Source organism: Algimonas ampicilliniresistens (genome assembly GCF_030159955.1).
In the GTDB taxonomy this organism is placed as follows: domain Bacteria; phylum Pseudomonadota; class Alphaproteobacteria; order Caulobacterales; family Maricaulaceae; genus Litorimonas; species Litorimonas ampicilliniresistens.
In genome coordinates this window covers 669,226-684,201 of the sequence record NZ_BSNK01000001.1, presented here as the reverse complement: position 1 = coordinate 684,201, position 14,976 = coordinate 669,226, and the positions used below count along the sequence as shown (strand labels likewise).

Genomic DNA, 14,976 nt, shown 5'->3' with positions numbered 1-14,976 from the left:
CCGGAACGCCGGGGACCCATCTACGCGATTTACACGTAGAACATTGAATTGACTAGGATTTAAGCGACCTGAAACAGGGACGGGTTCTGCGGAAGATCGCCGAGCAATGTCTGGGTCGTCTTGTAGCTCTTCCGCAAGCTCTCGCGGAGTTCCTCGTCAGACAGAAGGGATGCCAGTGTGATCGCCCCGCGATAGGCATCGCGCGCCGTCGTCAATGCATCCCGATCCCCAGTCTTTTGACCAAGAGACAGCAACGTATCCGCAATTGCTTTCTGGATCATCGCATGTTCGCGCGGTGCGTCTTCGAATGTGTAGTAGCGCGTGGCAGAACGAAGGGCCTCTACGGCCTGGATGAGCGGGGCCGGGTCATTGGCTTGATCCGCGAGTGTCACCAATTCTTGCGCCAATTCCCAATTGAGCTGACCAAGTTGCCGATCTGTGCTTCGCAGCTCAATCTGCAGATCAGCCATCTGACGACGTTTTGTTTTTGCGTGTTGCGCCATACTTGGCTCCTCAACCGCCATGCACGGCGGTTTCCAATTGCATGGGTATATGAATGAAGAATTGTAGTAAATGCGACGTTAAAGAAATCGCAAATTCGGCTGGGATTGCCTCAGAAGCAAGTCAGCCACGGCCCAGACCAACGCATCCATCCGATCAGGACTTCCATTTTGATGCGGCCCGCCAAAAGCGCAGAGCTCATCTTCGAGCGCATCAAACCGCCCGACATGATGTACCCGCCCACGCGCGTAAAGCAGGCCGACAGGCATAGCGCGGGTGGATTTCGACCGACGGGCATGACGACGCTGAACTGGCACATCTGGGTCAATTTGGTGAATGACGGCCTCAACCATCTCACCTCCCTGATTGGTTTCTGCCAATATACAGTCCGCGTCATAAGCGTGAAAAAGATCGACGGTTCGCGCGGCCCAGACCTCCGGGCGGGCGCGGGATAAGCTACCGTCATAGAGAACGTAGCCTTCTGCCTTTCGCCCCTCTCCGCAACGACCGACCACAATGATGCCGCATGCGTCCGCATTACGGCCAGATGTCGCGGGGGGATCAAGTGCGATGATAATCCGGTCCAGGAGTGGAGCGTCTGTCACCCGCGCTGTGTCGATATCGGCGCGTTGAAAAATCGCGCCGGGATGATCGCGTACAATCTCACCGTCTAATTCCTGTCGGCCCAAGCTTGACCCGCCATAGGTCGCCTCCATCGCCGCAATGAAACCGGGCGCGAGATTGTCCGCATTGTCGTGGGTCCGCGCTTTGCTCAACCGCGTCGCTGGATCAGCTAGCAATCTGTCGAGCGCAGCAATCGGACGCGGAGTGCTGGTCAGACACAGTCTGGGCCTCGTCCCCAATCTTAGTCCCAGACGCAGGTTTGACAGCACTGCATCGGGGTCCGCCCACGCGCAGAATTCATCGCCCCACGCGCAATCAAACTGCGGACCGCGCAGACTGTCGGGGTCATACGCGGAAAAGAGATAGCCAATCGCCCCATTCGGAAACAAAACACGTCGCCGGGTCGGCTCATAACGGGGGCGTTCATTTCTGAAGTCAGCATTGAGCAGCCCACTATCCCCGCCGAGCATGACTTCACGCGCATCGTGTAAGGTCGGCGCTACGAGCGCGATCCGAACGGCGCCGCGCCTGACCTGCTCCAACACCCACTCCGCGCCCGCACGGGTTTTGCCCGATCCGCGGCCACCCAGCACCATCCAGATCGACCAGTTAGGATCATCCGGCGCGATCTGATCAGATCGGGCCTGAGCCTTCCAGCCGCGCAGCACATTATCAATTTCGACTGGACCTAAACCGAGCTTTGCGTGACTACTCATCGAGTTCGTCCAGCACGCCATTTTCAACCATGCGCTTGATTTTGCGTAGCAATGTCTGCCGCGACGGCCCTGTCAACCGATCCCCAAGCCGAGCCGTTTCACCGCATTCGGCTAGGAATTGGTCGGCCTTCTCAAGACTGTCGATTAGGACGTTGATCGCCTTGGCAGTTTTTTCGATTTCCGCGGTCGGGAGCGACCCATCATCCTGGCCCAACGCCAATAGCCTATCTTGTAACTGAGCAATCAGGGCTGCGGCGCGGTGCGGATCGGGCGTGGTTAAATCGGTCATGGACCAACTATGCGTCGGCCCTGACAGACGAGGATGTGTCTACCCAATGACCCGATCTGATCGGGGATGGGACTGGCCCGGGACCGTGCCGTAATGGAGGGTCAGTCGATCTAGCGCCATACGTAGGATGGCGAGCCCGGTCCCGCGCGACCAATTCTCTGCCCGTTCAATGGCCTCTAAACGTTCATTTGCGCCGCAGACTGCATTCAGCAACCGAGACAGATCCGGGCCGAGCGCGTCACGCGCCGACTGAAGTGAGCGATTGGCATCTATGCGAGTGAGTGCGGCGCGTTCAGCCGCATCATGCCGCCGTGTGCCGTCAACTTTCGGCGCAGACGGGTCAGTCGTTCCGACATGACCTTCGCCGGACTTAAGGAGGTCTTGAGTATAGCGATGCGCCGCTGTCACCTGAGCCTCATTGAGGAGTCGTTCTCGGTCCTGTCCGCGCCGATGCGACAGGCGCTGCAGGACGGTGCCACGGACGTTCCGGCGAACGGGCCGTTCGACACCTGACGGCACAAATTCGGTACGGGTTTCAATCTCCCGGTCAGATGCACCGTGTAAAAGTCTGCGGCGGGTGGTCCCAGATAGTCCGACGCCTTTGGGGGTATTGGCAAGCACCTTATCGCTTAGTAACGCGTCCACATCTGCACTATTCACCCAGAACAGAGGTCGTTTTCGGTGGTCTCCGCGGATGAAAGCAGGCCAATCACCGGGGATAGATTGACGTTGGATCAAAGCGTCACTGCGTAGCAGGCTCCGCAATAATTGCTCCGTCCTTAGACGGTCTGACTGTGCGTTCATCGAATGGGCGCCGCACCGAGCCAGCTTTCCAGCCGTTCAATCTTTGCATCGAAAACTGGATCCGTGCGACCGTCCTCAATGACTCTGAGTGCATGGCTGACGGTGGAGCGGTCACGACCAAACAGCTCACCAATACGGGTCATGGTCATGCCAAAAATGCAGGCTGACAGATACATGGCGACTTGGCGGGCGAAGTCGATCAAGGGGGCACGATGGTCAGGACGCCCTAAGTCTAAATCGGGTACGCCAAACTCAAGCGCGGCAGCAGCGACAGCCAGCTTGGCGCGGGCGGGATCAATCGGATCGGTTGTTTTGCGGCGAGACATATATCCTCCTTCATCTCTTGCCGCGACCCTAGTCCGACTTCATGAGAGTGAGGATTATATTGGGACTTATATACTTGTGTGACCCAACCTTTTCAGCAATCAGACGTATATAAAACAAGAAAACCCTAGTCCGAAGACTAGGGTTTAATTTGGTGTATGCACCTCCACCTAGGTCTCTCTCCTAGATCAGGGCGAGGCCCTGCGGCTCTCTACTCAGCCCAAGGACTGGTTGTTGTAGTAGATCGCTTGATTTTTGATTTATGCCCAGAATACAGAAATATCAAGTTAAGATTCATGCAGGAAAGTTGGGGCGGAGGTTGTTCTCCGCCCGGATGACTACAGAACGACCTCCATTTTAGTGGAGGTGCTGGTGGGATTCGAACCCACGGGGGCAACAACACCCCACCGGATTTGGAATCCGGCACATTAAACCGCTCTGACACAGCACCGTGACCGTTGCGTGCAGTCACCTCCTATATAGGGACCCCATAGACCTGAGTCCAGAAAAAAGTCTTGGCGGAACAGAGTGGAACGGATGTAGTCAATGTTCCTATTTTGTTCTGGACTCCTTAGAGAAATACACGATTATCCACATAAATTTGTAGTCTTTGGCGACTCTTTTATTTGTAAAATGAAGTCCTGCCGACTACAATGAATACGTGGATGACCTCCTTGCAAATATTGCCGCGCAGCGCGCCGAAATCGCAATCAAGATACTTGATTTGCAATCAACGCTAGATGAACTCTATGGTGATATGAGCAGGTTAGATAAGGCTGAAGCCGCTATAAGGGGGCAAAGTCTTACTGGGTTCAAGAATTTGAAGCCTGAACGGGCTAAGCGTGAGGCCGCCCCAGAACCTTATCGGTCTATCAAACAGATGGTTCGTTTGGTTCTCACCGATTTCCCTGACGGTCTAATTGCGCTGGATATTCTTTCTAAGATTAATGAACGCTTCGGGAAAAGCTTCCCGCGAACGAGCCTCTCTCCTCAGCTAAGCCGATTAAAGCAATCTGGGGATATCTACAAAGACGGCAAGCGATGGGTGCTTGCAGGGTCCAATCACAGGGAGGGTGATATGTGATAAGAATAGGGTCGCGCGTTCACGGAACCGACGCGCGCACCCCAAAACGAAAAGGACCACCGATACCAAAACCCTTGCAGGGGTTGAGATTCGATGGCCCTTGGTTCGGTAGTATGCCCGCGCTGCTCACTGGTTAGCGAGTATGCAAGATACCCCGTGACGCTAACGGAATCTTACATACAGAAGCGATCTGTGCAAGGGCACCTTTGCATGAAAGGGTCGATATGACCTATTCAGGATTCTGTTTCCACGTCCGCTCTTACACTCGACGCCGCTTCGGCAGGATCGAGCACGTTCGAGCGCACATCCGATGCCTACACTGCTAGGACGGTTTTTTACTAGATTTGGGAGGGGGCTTACGGCCCCCTTTCTTTATCCTGATAGCGCCTTCCATTTCATCGGGATCTGTCTGCGCAAATCGCGCCAACGCTTCCCCAAAGGGCATATCTAACGCCAGTGGCGGCTTATTCCCTTTGGCAGTCATGCTGTCAGCTCTTTGTATGTGAGACGGCCTTCTGTGCGGGATAGGAAGCTATTCACGCGGTCGCCTTCGCCTTCTTCACGGCGATTGAAGCGCCATGTGACCTCATTGACATACTGTTGCAGGTGCTTTGGTGAGACGTGGTGATGAATACCAATGATCTGGCGCTTTAGAATAGCCCACATGCTCTCAATTGAGTTGGTGTGAACGTCACCATCCAAGACATATTCACCCGCATGGTGACGGACAATGTGATGCTCATACGTGTCACCAAGGCCCTGATAGCTGTTGTTACCGTCTGTGATGAAGCGCGCGGACGTATCGACGTTTTCACGAACTGCATTGTGCAAGTTGCGACGTGACGGGTTAGGAATATGCATGGCGCGGGCCTCGCCACCGCGTTCAATCATACCGACAACGGTTGATTTAGGCGGCTTAGGGACACCAACGCCACGTTGACGCGCGTGACGGTTGGCAGATTTACCGCCAACATAGGTCTCGTCTGTCTCTACAGTGCCTTTCAGGGGCGCTTGGAACGATTTAGTCTCTGTTGCATGGCGTAGGCGGTGTAACATGAACCACGCGGTCTTCTGCGTTACCTTAATGTCCTTGGCGAGTTGTGTGCTGGCGATGCCTTTCTTGTGCGAAGTCAGCAACCAGATCGCCATGAACCACTTGCGCAGGCTGATTTTGCTATCTTCGAAGATAGTGCCGACCTTGATAGAGAAGCGCTTCCGGCAATCGGAACACTTGTGCGTCTTGTTGTCAGAGAAGTGCATAACGCGCGTGGAACCACAATGCGGGCAATATGCGCCTTCGTCGTCCGAACCCCAACGCAGGGCGCGCAGATGGTCAATGGCGTGTTGCTCCGTAGGGAACGCCTCCATCATGTCAAAGAGACTATCGAATTGTTGTGCACCCTTGGTCATGCCACCTTATGGCACAAATAGTTGGGTCACACAAGTATATAATCCCCATTATATTCCTATACTATTTATGGCTGCATGACGAGTCGTTCCGGCCTGACTCTGTGGAACAAAGGATAAACGCTTGAATTAAGCGTAGATTTTCTGACGCGTGTCTTGTGGCTGAACCACCATTTCGAGCGGGCAGATATGATCAAAGCCGAGGATTGTATCGACTGTGACGCCATCTTCAGAGAGCGGAAGCCGAAGCCAAAATTGCGCCATATGCGAGCCGACCGGTGTATTGGGCTTCGTCACGCCGTGAAACGGTCGACGCTGATCGATCACCATATCCAGAACGCGGTGCCAATAGTCAGCCCGGCAGCCAATTGGGAGTTCATCAACATGCTGGCCTTGGATCTCATCGCCATAAAAGCGCCAAAAGCCTGTGCCAGCGAGGCGAAAGAAATAACGGTGTCCAGCGTCCGTTTCTGGGGCGGCATGCCGCTCAGTGATAGTGACCATTGGTAGCTGAGCCATGATCTCGCTCGGGTCGATATCAGCGCGTGAGGGTAGCTTGGAACCCTGACATTTGCGGCGCCAATAATCGTAGAATTCTTGTTGTTGCGGAAGCACCATCTGGTGCCGCAACGCGTTTCCCTTGATCACGCTTATTCCCCCGGGTCCGGTTCATCGTCTTCCCACGAATCAGACCATCACGGATCAACGAATCGGCGACAAGGGTTTGTTAACCATAAAGAGCGTTCGAGTGTCCCCTTTTGGCATCTTTTCGATTCGGAGCCGATTCGTTTCGGTTTCTGACCCCCAACTGAGACCAGAATATCGCATCTCAAACTAGGTTCGGGACGATTTCCCAAGGCCTGTTTGCTTGGCAAGCTTGGATCGCCGACGCGCATAGGCTGGGGCCACCATCGGATAATCCGCAGGCAATCCCCATTTTTCGCGGTACTCATCCGGCGTCAGACCGAAGGCGACACGCAAATGCCGTTTCAATGACTGAAACGGCTTACCGTCTTCCAGGCAGATGATGTGCGTATCGGTCAAGGACTCCGAAATCGGAACGGCAGGCGTCCGGGTTGACTTGGGTCCAGCCTCACGCGGCGCGTGTTTAAGACTATTGTAGATCGTCCGCGCCAAAGCAGGGAGGTCTTCCGGGGCGACAGAATGATTGCCAACGTAGGCGGCCAAGACTTGAGCACTCATAGCCAGCAGAGAGTTGGATTCTATGTCTTGATCAGGCCCCGGCGACATAGGCCAAAATCAGAACAAAGATCAGCACGGCCGCGGTTAAAACAGCCGGGAGTCCGGACGGTGCCGCCTGACTTAACGTCCCGGCAGGAGAGAAAGCATGATAGAGGCGACGGCCAATATGTTTCATGCCGCGTCCGCGCCAAGCGGTCATAGTCGCAGACAGGCGCGTCCACACCGCGTCCGCCCATATAGCGATGTTCTTCCCGACTCTTCGGTAGAGAATATCAGCATCGACAATCTCCGCCCGTCGCTCAGCCGGATAGAGCTTATATCGCTTAAGCAAATTGAAGGCGAAAATAGCGGCAAAGAGAAGCTGCATTTGGAAAACCACATGATCCCACGTGTAGGGCTTATAATCGGTCGTATAAGGCATGATCGAATAGAGCAGCTCATATCCGCCCCAAGGCCAAGCCAGCACGATACAGAGCAAGGCGGCGAGGCTCATCGCGACCAGCATATTCCACGGCGCTTCTTTAACCCGCCGTCCGCTATCATGCGCAAAGAAGGTGAAGTGTGGCACTTTGATACCGCTATGTTCCATCACACCCGCAGAGGCGAACAACATCATCGCGAAGGGTATCCAGAGGTGCTCCTCGACCGCTGCCGACAAGATCATAGCTTTGGTGACAAAAGCCGCGAGCAGCGGGAAGGCCGCGATCGACCCGGCCCCGATTAAACAGAGCACGGTCGTATAGGGCATACTTCGGAACAGCCCGCCGAGTTCGGATGCCTTCGCCGTACCGGTCCGATACATCACTGCGCCGATGCTCATAAACAGGAGGCTTTTAAAGATAACGTGGACGAAGACTTGTCCGACAACGCCGTTCATGGCCATTGTTGTGCCGATACCGATACCGGCCACCATAAAGCCAAGCTGGTTGTTGAGGCTGAAAGCCAGCACACGGCGCAGATCATTCTCAATCACGGCAAAGAAGACCGGGAAGCACGTCATGATACAGCCGATCCAAATCAGCAGATCCGTGCCCGGAAAGGCGCGTGCTAAGGCATAAATGGCAAACTTCGTTGTAAAGGCCGACAGGATCACTGTGCCCGTGATGGAGGCTTTCGGATAAGCATCCTGCATCCACATATGCAGCATCGGGAAGCCCGCTTTGATCCCCATACCGATCAGCAATAGCCAAGCGCCCGGTGCATCAATCCCGATATAACCAAAGGTGAAGTCGCCGCCGTTTGCATTGGCATACATGACTGCACCGGCTAGCAGCAATACGCCTGAAAAGACTTGGATGACCAGATAACGGATACCAGCGGCGTAAGCCCTGTCGCCACCCTGCCAGACCAAGAAGACAGACGAAATCGCCGTCAATTCCCAGAAAACAAAGAGCGACAGCATATCGCCGGAGAGCACACCCGCAATGGCTGCCCCAGTATAGACAAGCGCGGACGAGTCCGTAATCCAAGACTTCTCATGTAGCGCATAGATCGCGTTGATGAAGCCAGCGAGACAGAACAAATAACCCCAGACCACCGACAGATTGTCGATCCGCAACGTCGTCAGCGTAATGCCGCCAATTTCAAACTGACCGGCCAACACTTCGGTGCTGTCATAGATATTGAAGATCATAACGGCGGCAAAGATCGGTGCCAAAATGGCGAGCGCCTTACGCAATGAATTCGCCGGCATAACCGAGCAAATCAAACCCGCTAGAATGACCCAGAGGCCAGGGTTGATCTGGTAAAGATCAATCATGATGCGCCTCCCCCGTTATCTCAGGGTCAGTGGACACATCCGGGTCAGGCAATCCGCCCTCCCCGTAATAAGTCTCAGGCTTTGCCAGCAGACGGAACAGGACCGGTGCGGCGAAAACGATGAAGGAATAGGCTAGAAAACCGAATATGGCCCAACTGCCCGGGATTGGCATATCGCCGATCATTTCAAATGGGGCTGGATGCTTCTGCGGATGAAAGACGCCGATGATCGAGGCGATGATCAGCCCGGCCAATGGAATCCAGATGAAGTTTCGCTTCACCTTAGTCTCGCCGAGAAACAGGAATGGTTTCGCGGCTGGATGGATACCCTCCATATTTTTTTCGTTCGGAGTCGTCATATAATCGGCTCCAAAAATTGAATGATCCACGGTGCAGCGAAGAACAGCACACAGGTGCCGATCGCGGTAATTACCGGAGGAATAATAACCCACCGATGTTTGCGTGCTTCAATCGCGATAATGTCATCTGCCGCAGGGTCGGCGGGTGGCTTCATAAAGCCGCGAATGGCAATCGGCATCAGATAAAGAATGTTGAGCAGCGACGAAATAATGAGCGCCGCCATCAGCACGGCCTTGCCGGAATCCAGTGCGCCCCACATCAGATAGAATTTCGGCCAAGAACCGCCAAAGGGCGGAATACCGATCAGACTGACCGAGGCGACCAAAAACGCACCAAATACCCAAGGCAGTTTGCGGCCCAAGCCATCGAGCTGACTGACATTGGTCCGATGCGCGATCGTGTAAATTGCGCCCGCCACCATGAAAAGTGTGATCTTACCCCACGCATGCATGACGATCTGCAGACCACCCCCCATAATACCCCAGCTGGTCGCCAACATCGCGCCGAGCGTAATGTAGGACAGCTGCGAGACGGTCGAATATGCCAGTCGTGCTTTCAGATTATCTTGTCGCAACGCGATCACGGACGCCGCGACAATTGAGAAGGCGGCGATCCAAGCGAGCCAGCTTGAACTCGGCGTCAGGTGTGTGAGATCTGTGCCGAACGTATAGACGACCACTTTGAGCATGGTGAAAACGCCTGCCTTCACCACGGCCACGGCGTGCAGCAAAGCGGAGACCGGCGTCGGCGCCACCATGGCGTTGGGCAGCCAAGGATGAACTGGCATCAGGGCGGCCTTACCAATCCCAAAGGCAAACAGAACCAACAGGGTCGAGCTAGCGAGCATCGACACATCCGCCGGGAACACGCCGCCCAAGACGAAATCTGTGGTTCCGGCGATGACTTGTGTCCCGATAATAGCGGGCAGTAACAGGCCGAGCGATGTCCCCATTAAGATCAGCGTGTAAATCGTCAGGCCGCGCCGCGCTTTGGCATCGCCTTTATGGCTGACCAGCGGGAATGTGCTGATTGTCAAAGCTTCGTAAAAGATGAAAAGCGTGATGAGATTGGCCGACGCCGCAATTCCCATGGCCGACGCAATAGCGATGGCGACGAAGGTGAAAAAGCGCGTTTGGTTTTTCTCGCTATTGCCGCGCATGTAGCCGAGCGTGAACATGGAGTTCACAATCCACAGCGACGAAGCAATCGCCGCGAAGATCGCGCCCAAAGGCTCCATCCGGAACTTGATCTCAAACATGCCCGCAAAACTACCGATCAGCAGTTCGGGCCGTGCGCCACCGGCAACCAGACCGCAAAGATAGATTACGTTGGCGAGCAAGAGCAGCCCAGCGACGAAGGTTACGCCCTCGCGCAAATTGGGTGACCGTCCAACAATTGGTATGAGCACCGCTGCCGCCAGCGGGATCAGCATTAATAGCGCAATCGCCATTTCCGGGCCGTAGCTCATAGCCCGCTCCCCGGCAGCATGACCCACGCAGCATTCTCGGCAATATCTGTCAGGAAGACGTTACCGCGCATCCCAATCAGAATGGACAAAATAGCCAAGCCGACGATTGGGATCAGCATCAGCGCTGGTGCCTCATTACGTTTCCACGCCACGCCGTCGACGGTCGGCGGATCGCGGAAATAGGCGACCATCATCATCCGCCCCATATAGAACAGTGCCAAGATTGAGGTCACCATGATCACGCCCACGGCCCACCACCATCCTTTTGCAGCGGCGGCTTCGGCCAGCGCCACTTTAGACACGAACCCGGCAGTAAACGGCACACCGATCAAACTAAACGCGAGCACAGTGAAGGCCGCTGTTGTAATCGGCATGGTCTTGGACAGACCAGCCATATCGCTGATGCGGGTAATGCCGAACCGGTACCACATAGCCCCGAGCGCCAAGAACAGACCGCCTTTGACGACGGCATGGTTGATCAGATGCAGATAGCCCCCGGCGAGACCCGCCACGGTCAAGATCCCAATACCAAGCAACATATAACCGACCTGTGCCACGGATGAGAACGCCAACGTCCGGCGCGCATCGGTCTGGAATAAAGCTTGGAGTGAGCAGAAGATCATTCCCGTTACAGCCAACCCGGTCACGATATAGGTCAGCACCGCAGCCACATAATCGAAGCTCGGATCGAACACGGTGAAACAGAAACGATAGAGCAAATAGAGCGCCGCTTTGGTCGCGGTCGAGGCAAGAAAGGCTGTCACGAGGGTCGGGCTGTAAGCATAAGCGCCCGGCAACCATGTATGCAGCGGGAACATGGCGAGTTTCAGCCCGAGCCCCACAACGATAAAGCCGAAAGCGACCTGCGCGACCCGCGATCCGCCGTCCAAATTTGCCAGAATGGACCGCATATCTTCCATGTTGAGCGTCCCAGTCTCCGCGTACAAGAAGCCAACACCAATGACGAAGAAGGTCGCGCCAATTGACCCTAGGATCAGGTAGTTAAACGCAGCGGAGAGTGCTCGTCGATCCCGGTTCGCGCCCATAGCGACCAGCGTGTAGGTGCTGATCGAACTGACTTCGAGAAAGACGAAAACGTTGAATGCATCGCCCGTGACGACCATGCCCATCAAACCCGCAACGCAGAGCAGGAAGGCCGCATAGAACGGCCCGGACCGTCGGCCTTCAACTTCAGATGCGACCGCTGGCTCAGCGTAAATAAGCGTGGCGACGGCCATTGCCGCGATCAACAACAGGATCGGCGCATTCAACGCATCGATGCGAAGCGAGATGCCATAAGGTGGCTCCCAACCGCCCATTTCATAGATAATTTCGCCCAGACCGGCCTGTGTTTGCAGCACGACAGATGCGGCGACAGCCACAAAGACAGCCACGAGCAGCGCGACCAGCCACGCCAAACGCTTGACGTTTGGCAGCATCGCTACAACCGCCGCCATTAACAATGGCAGAACGATCGCGAAAGCGACAGCGTGGGTTGAGAGCCAATCCATTAGCGCTCTATCCCCTCAAGATTATACTGGAAGTCTTGCTGTTCGATCGCGTCCATCTCGATCGTTTGGTAAACTTCGCGAATGCGAACCGTCAGCGCCAAACCAATCGCAAGCGTTGCGACACCGACCACGATGGCCGTTAGGATCAGCACGTGGGGAAGTGGGTTGGAATAGAGGATTTCACTCCCTTGCCCCGGCAGGATGTAAGTGTCTCCAGACGCCGCCAGCTGCACCGGGTCGATAAAGGCTGTATGTTCGTCATAGCCACTTTTCGAGCTGGGATCTTTTTCTAGGATCGGCGGCTGGCCTGACGCAACTTTGCCAAGCGTGATATAAAGAAAGAAGACTGATGTCTGAAAGGTCGATAGCCCCACGAGCTTCTTGATCAGGTTTCGCGACGCGAATACGACATAGAGCCCGGTCATCATCAGCACGATGACGACAACATAATTGAAATGCGAAAACAGGTATTCCACGCCTACCAGTCCTCTTCACTGGTTTGCGGCTGGCGCGAACCGAACGCGTAAAAAATCGCAATCATTACCGACGTTACGGTGCAGAACACGCCCAGCTCCACCGCCAGAATACCCCAATGTTGCCCGTGAATGGCGTCATGGGCGAGCACGGAATAGTTCAGAAACTCTCCGCCCTGCATCCAAGCGACAACACCTGTTCCGCCATAGAGCAGCACACCGAGACTCATGCCGATGCGGATCAAAATCGGTGGAAAGGCTTGCTTGGCGTTTTCCAATCCGAAAATCAGAGAATAGAGAATGATGGACGCCGCTAAGATAACGCCCGCTTGGAAACCACCGCCCGGTCCAAAGTCCCCGTGAAACTGTACATAAAACGCAAACAGCGCGATCAACGGGATCAGAAATTTGGCAATGACGCGTAACAGGACATGCGGATCATGGTTCATGATGCACCGCCTTCATATCGCGTAATGGATGGCGGTGCGCCGAGACTGGATTTGCCACCACCGCCGCCCGAAGATTTGCGCCTCTGGGACGTGGACGCGGTTTTGTCCGTGGAGCCGGTTGGGGCGGATGTGTCTGACAGCTTACGACCCATAACCTGGGCGCGGAATCGACCTGCATTGCCATCCAAGCCGAGCAAGAGAAGCACACCAAGCCCCGCCGCGAAAATCACCACCACCTCGCCAAATGTATCATAGCCCCGGTATGAGGCGAGGACGGCTGTGACGACATTAGGCACGTCAATCTCAACAGCTGTCCGAGCCAGATAATCCGTCCCGACATAGCTGTTCGCAGGTGAGTTCGCATCGCCATAGGAGGGCAAATCTGGAACAGCGTAAAGCATCGCCATGCCCGCGATGAGTACGACGGCGAGCGGACCCCATTGGCGTGACATCGGAACGGGAGTCGATTCGCGGTCTGCCAGCAGCATCGCAGCCAACATCAAAACGGTGGAAACGCCTGCGCCTACCGCGGCTTCGGTAAATGCGACATCCACAGCGTCCAACGTCACAAACCAAGCCGCCGCGACGAGGGAATAAACGCCCTGCAGCATGACGATGGCAAAGAGCGAGCGCATGCGGACAATCGCGAAAGCGACCATCACCAGCAGCGTCAACAACCCAATGTCGAGCAGAAGCGTGGAGATCAGTGGAGAGGTCGGGACAGCCCCGATAATGTTCGCAATCACGTGTCATCCTCCAAAGAGGGCGCGCGCCAGCGGCCAAGCTTCGGACGCTCACCCGCTTTATAAGCAGCATGGGCGACGGCGTGCGTGGCGGTTGGAGACGTCACAAACAGGAAGAAAGCGACCAGCAGAAGCTTAGCAATGACCTGCCAATTATCCGATTGCAGCATCAGCGCAAACAGGATCAGTTCAGCGCCCAATGTATCAGTCATGCCCGCCGCATGAAGACGCGTATAGAAATCTGGCAAACGGATCACGCCAACCGTACCGGCGAGGACGAAGAACAAACCTCCGGCCAGGCTGATAATGGTCACAACATCGCGAAGGAAAGCGAGAATTGCCCCGACATCAACGCCCGCATTGACGGTTTCGCGGACCACAGCTTCGGCTGCCATCACGATTGTAAGAACTGCGGCGATCACGATAAATTCTCGTCGTCGGCACCGGGCAAGTGACCGAGATCAACTGTCAATGCCCTGTAATTAAAGAATTTTAGAACCGCGATGGTCGCGATGAAATTCATCAGCGCATAGAGTAATGCAATGTCGATCCCGTCAGGCCGATCAATAATGAAACAGAAGACGCAGAGGAACAGAACGGTCTTCGTGCCGAAACTATTGACGGCCAACAGCCGATCATAAAGCGTTGGCCCACCGATCAATCGGGTCAGCATCATTGCCATCGCAACAATGAGGAACAAGGTCGCCGCCAGCATGATGTAAGGCATCAAGTCACCCATCGGACGCATCCTCCCCGACAGCCCAAGCAGAGCGCTCGCCCATCTCGATGAAATCATCGGGATCGCTCATCTCAGAGAGCAACGCATGTACGAGGATATGATCCTCCGCCATCTCGACCGAAACCGTGCCTGGAGTCAGCGTGATCGAATTGGCAAACATGGTCTTGGCCAGATCGTTTTTCCCTTTGGTTGGAATTTTCGTCAGGGTTGGCGAGATTTCGAGATCTGGCGACAGCACAGCCCGAACGACGGCCACATTCGCCTTGACGATTTCAACAAACAGCCAGCCAAAATAGGCGAGGGTCTGCGGCAAAGTCATATACGGGGCCGTCTCGCGGTCGAGTATTCTCATGCGCGCACAGATCAAGAGTACGAGACCAATCGAGATCGCGCCCAAAGTCAGAATGAGCGGTTTCGTATAGCCCGACAGAACCCACCAAGTGGCCGCGAGTGCAAAGAGCAGAATGGTGGCAAAACGCAGCATCAGTCTGGCTGTTAGCGAAAGCGAACCGGGCATTAAAGT

General features: G+C 55.1%; 19 protein-coding genes and 1 tRNA gene. 1 reads left to right on the top strand and 19 read right to left on the bottom strand.

What is annotated here, in order from left to right:
• Positions 1-59: 59 nt before the first annotated feature.
• The 6 genes from QQL54_RS03150 to QQL54_RS03125 all read right to left on the bottom strand — a co-directional run bounded on the left by QQL54_RS03150 (position 60) and on the right by QQL54_RS03125 (position 3,709).
• On the bottom strand, positions 60-503 hold the full coding sequence (locus tag QQL54_RS03150) for a hypothetical protein (protein ID WP_284387462.1): 444 nt from the start codon (positions 501-503) through the stop codon (positions 60-62).
• Between the two features lie 78 nt (positions 504-581).
• Positions 582-1,841, bottom strand: coding sequence for a DNA-packaging protein (locus QQL54_RS03145; protein ID WP_284387458.1), 1,260 nt, complete (start codon positions 1,839-1,841; stop codon positions 582-584).
• Positions 1,834-2,130, bottom strand: coding sequence for a hypothetical protein (locus tag QQL54_RS03140; protein ID WP_284387455.1), 297 nt, complete (start codon positions 2,128-2,130; stop codon positions 1,834-1,836). Before QQL54_RS03140 ends, QQL54_RS03145 begins: the two co-directional genes overlap by 8 nt.
• A 39-nt stretch (positions 2,131-2,169) precedes the next feature.
• Positions 2,170-2,934, bottom strand: coding sequence for a DUF6456 domain-containing protein (locus QQL54_RS03135; RefSeq protein WP_284387453.1), 765 nt, complete (start codon positions 2,932-2,934; stop codon positions 2,170-2,172).
• On the bottom strand, positions 2,931-3,260 hold the full coding sequence (locus tag QQL54_RS03130; protein WP_284387451.1) for a helix-turn-helix domain-containing protein: 330 nt from the start codon (positions 3,258-3,260) through the stop codon (positions 2,931-2,933). The genes QQL54_RS03135 and QQL54_RS03130 overlap by 4 nt, the downstream gene beginning before the upstream one ends.
• Before the next feature lie 359 nt (positions 3,261-3,619).
• Positions 3,620-3,709, bottom strand: a tRNA-Trp gene (locus tag QQL54_RS03125).
• A gap of 210 nt (positions 3,710-3,919) precedes the next feature.
• Here QQL54_RS03125 and QQL54_RS03120 point away from each other — a divergent pair.
• Complete coding sequence (locus tag QQL54_RS03120; protein ID WP_284387450.1) at positions 3,920-4,342, top strand: hypothetical protein; 423 nt, start codon at positions 3,920-3,922, stop codon at positions 4,340-4,342.
• Between the two features lie 480 nt (positions 4,343-4,822).
• Here the strand turns inward: QQL54_RS03120 and QQL54_RS03115 are convergent, their stop codons facing one another.
• The 13 genes from QQL54_RS03115 to QQL54_RS03055 all read right to left on the bottom strand — a co-directional run bounded on the left by QQL54_RS03115 (position 4,823) and on the right by QQL54_RS03055 (position 14,937).
• Positions 4,823-5,752 (bottom strand): IS1595 family transposase, encoded by a 930-nt coding sequence (locus QQL54_RS03115; RefSeq protein ID WP_284387446.1) that lies wholly within the window; start codon positions 5,750-5,752, stop codon positions 4,823-4,825.
• Positions 5,753-5,878: 126 nt separating this feature from the next.
• Positions 5,879-6,397 carry a PAS domain-containing protein gene (locus QQL54_RS03110; protein ID WP_284387444.1) on the bottom strand — a complete coding sequence of 173 codons (519 nt, stop codon included), beginning with the start codon at positions 6,395-6,397 and terminating at the stop codon, positions 5,879-5,881.
• 186 nt (positions 6,398-6,583) lie between these two features.
• Positions 6,584-7,000 carry a Ros/MucR family transcriptional regulator gene (locus QQL54_RS03105; RefSeq protein WP_284387443.1) on the bottom strand — a complete coding sequence of 139 codons (417 nt, stop codon included), beginning with the start codon at positions 6,998-7,000 and terminating at the stop codon, positions 6,584-6,586.
• A complete protein-coding gene (locus tag QQL54_RS03100) occupies positions 6,984-8,711 on the bottom strand; it encodes a Na(+)/H(+) antiporter subunit D (RefSeq protein ID WP_284387440.1) in 1,728 nt (575 codons plus the stop codon). Before QQL54_RS03100 ends, QQL54_RS03105 begins: the two co-directional genes overlap by 17 nt.
• Complete coding sequence (locus tag QQL54_RS03095; RefSeq protein ID WP_284387438.1) at positions 8,704-9,069, bottom strand: hypothetical protein; 366 nt, start codon at positions 9,067-9,069, stop codon at positions 8,704-8,706. The genes QQL54_RS03100 and QQL54_RS03095 overlap by 8 nt, the downstream gene beginning before the upstream one ends.
• The gene (locus QQL54_RS03090; RefSeq protein WP_284387437.1) at positions 9,066-10,538 is read right to left on the bottom strand and encodes a proton-conducting transporter transmembrane domain-containing protein; all 1,473 of its coding nucleotides are present in this window, start codon (positions 10,536-10,538) and stop codon (positions 9,066-9,068) included. Before QQL54_RS03090 ends, QQL54_RS03095 begins: the two co-directional genes overlap by 4 nt.
• On the bottom strand, positions 10,535-12,049 hold the full coding sequence (locus QQL54_RS03085) for a monovalent cation/H+ antiporter subunit D family protein (RefSeq protein WP_284387435.1): 1,515 nt from the start codon (positions 12,047-12,049) through the stop codon (positions 10,535-10,537). Before QQL54_RS03085 ends, QQL54_RS03090 begins: the two co-directional genes overlap by 4 nt.
• On the bottom strand, positions 12,049-12,525 hold the full coding sequence (locus tag QQL54_RS03080; RefSeq protein WP_284387433.1) for a sodium:proton antiporter: 477 nt from the start codon (positions 12,523-12,525) through the stop codon (positions 12,049-12,051). Before QQL54_RS03080 ends, QQL54_RS03085 begins: the two co-directional genes overlap by 1 nt.
• Positions 12,526-12,527: 2 nt before the next feature.
• Entirely contained in the window at positions 12,528-12,971 is a 444-nt protein-coding gene (locus QQL54_RS03075) for a Na(+)/H(+) antiporter subunit B (protein WP_284387430.1), read from the bottom strand.
• Positions 12,968-13,717 carry a DUF4040 domain-containing protein gene (locus tag QQL54_RS03070; protein WP_284387428.1) on the bottom strand — a complete coding sequence of 250 codons (750 nt, stop codon included), beginning with the start codon at positions 13,715-13,717 and terminating at the stop codon, positions 12,968-12,970. The genes QQL54_RS03075 and QQL54_RS03070 overlap by 4 nt, the downstream gene beginning before the upstream one ends.
• Positions 13,714-14,136 carry a monovalent cation/H(+) antiporter subunit G gene (gene mnhG, locus QQL54_RS03065; protein ID WP_284387426.1) on the bottom strand — a complete coding sequence of 141 codons (423 nt, stop codon included), beginning with the start codon at positions 14,134-14,136 and terminating at the stop codon, positions 13,714-13,716. The genes QQL54_RS03070 and mnhG overlap by 4 nt, the downstream gene beginning before the upstream one ends.
• Positions 14,133-14,453: an MrpF/PhaF family protein gene (locus tag QQL54_RS03060; protein WP_284387424.1), complete on the bottom strand. Its 321-nt coding sequence runs from the start codon at positions 14,451-14,453 to the stop codon at positions 14,133-14,135. The genes mnhG and QQL54_RS03060 overlap by 4 nt, the downstream gene beginning before the upstream one ends.
• On the bottom strand, positions 14,446-14,937 hold the full coding sequence (locus QQL54_RS03055) for a Na+/H+ antiporter subunit E (protein WP_284387422.1): 492 nt from the start codon (positions 14,935-14,937) through the stop codon (positions 14,446-14,448). Before QQL54_RS03055 ends, QQL54_RS03060 begins: the two co-directional genes overlap by 8 nt.
• Positions 14,938-14,976: the final 39 nt, after the last annotated feature.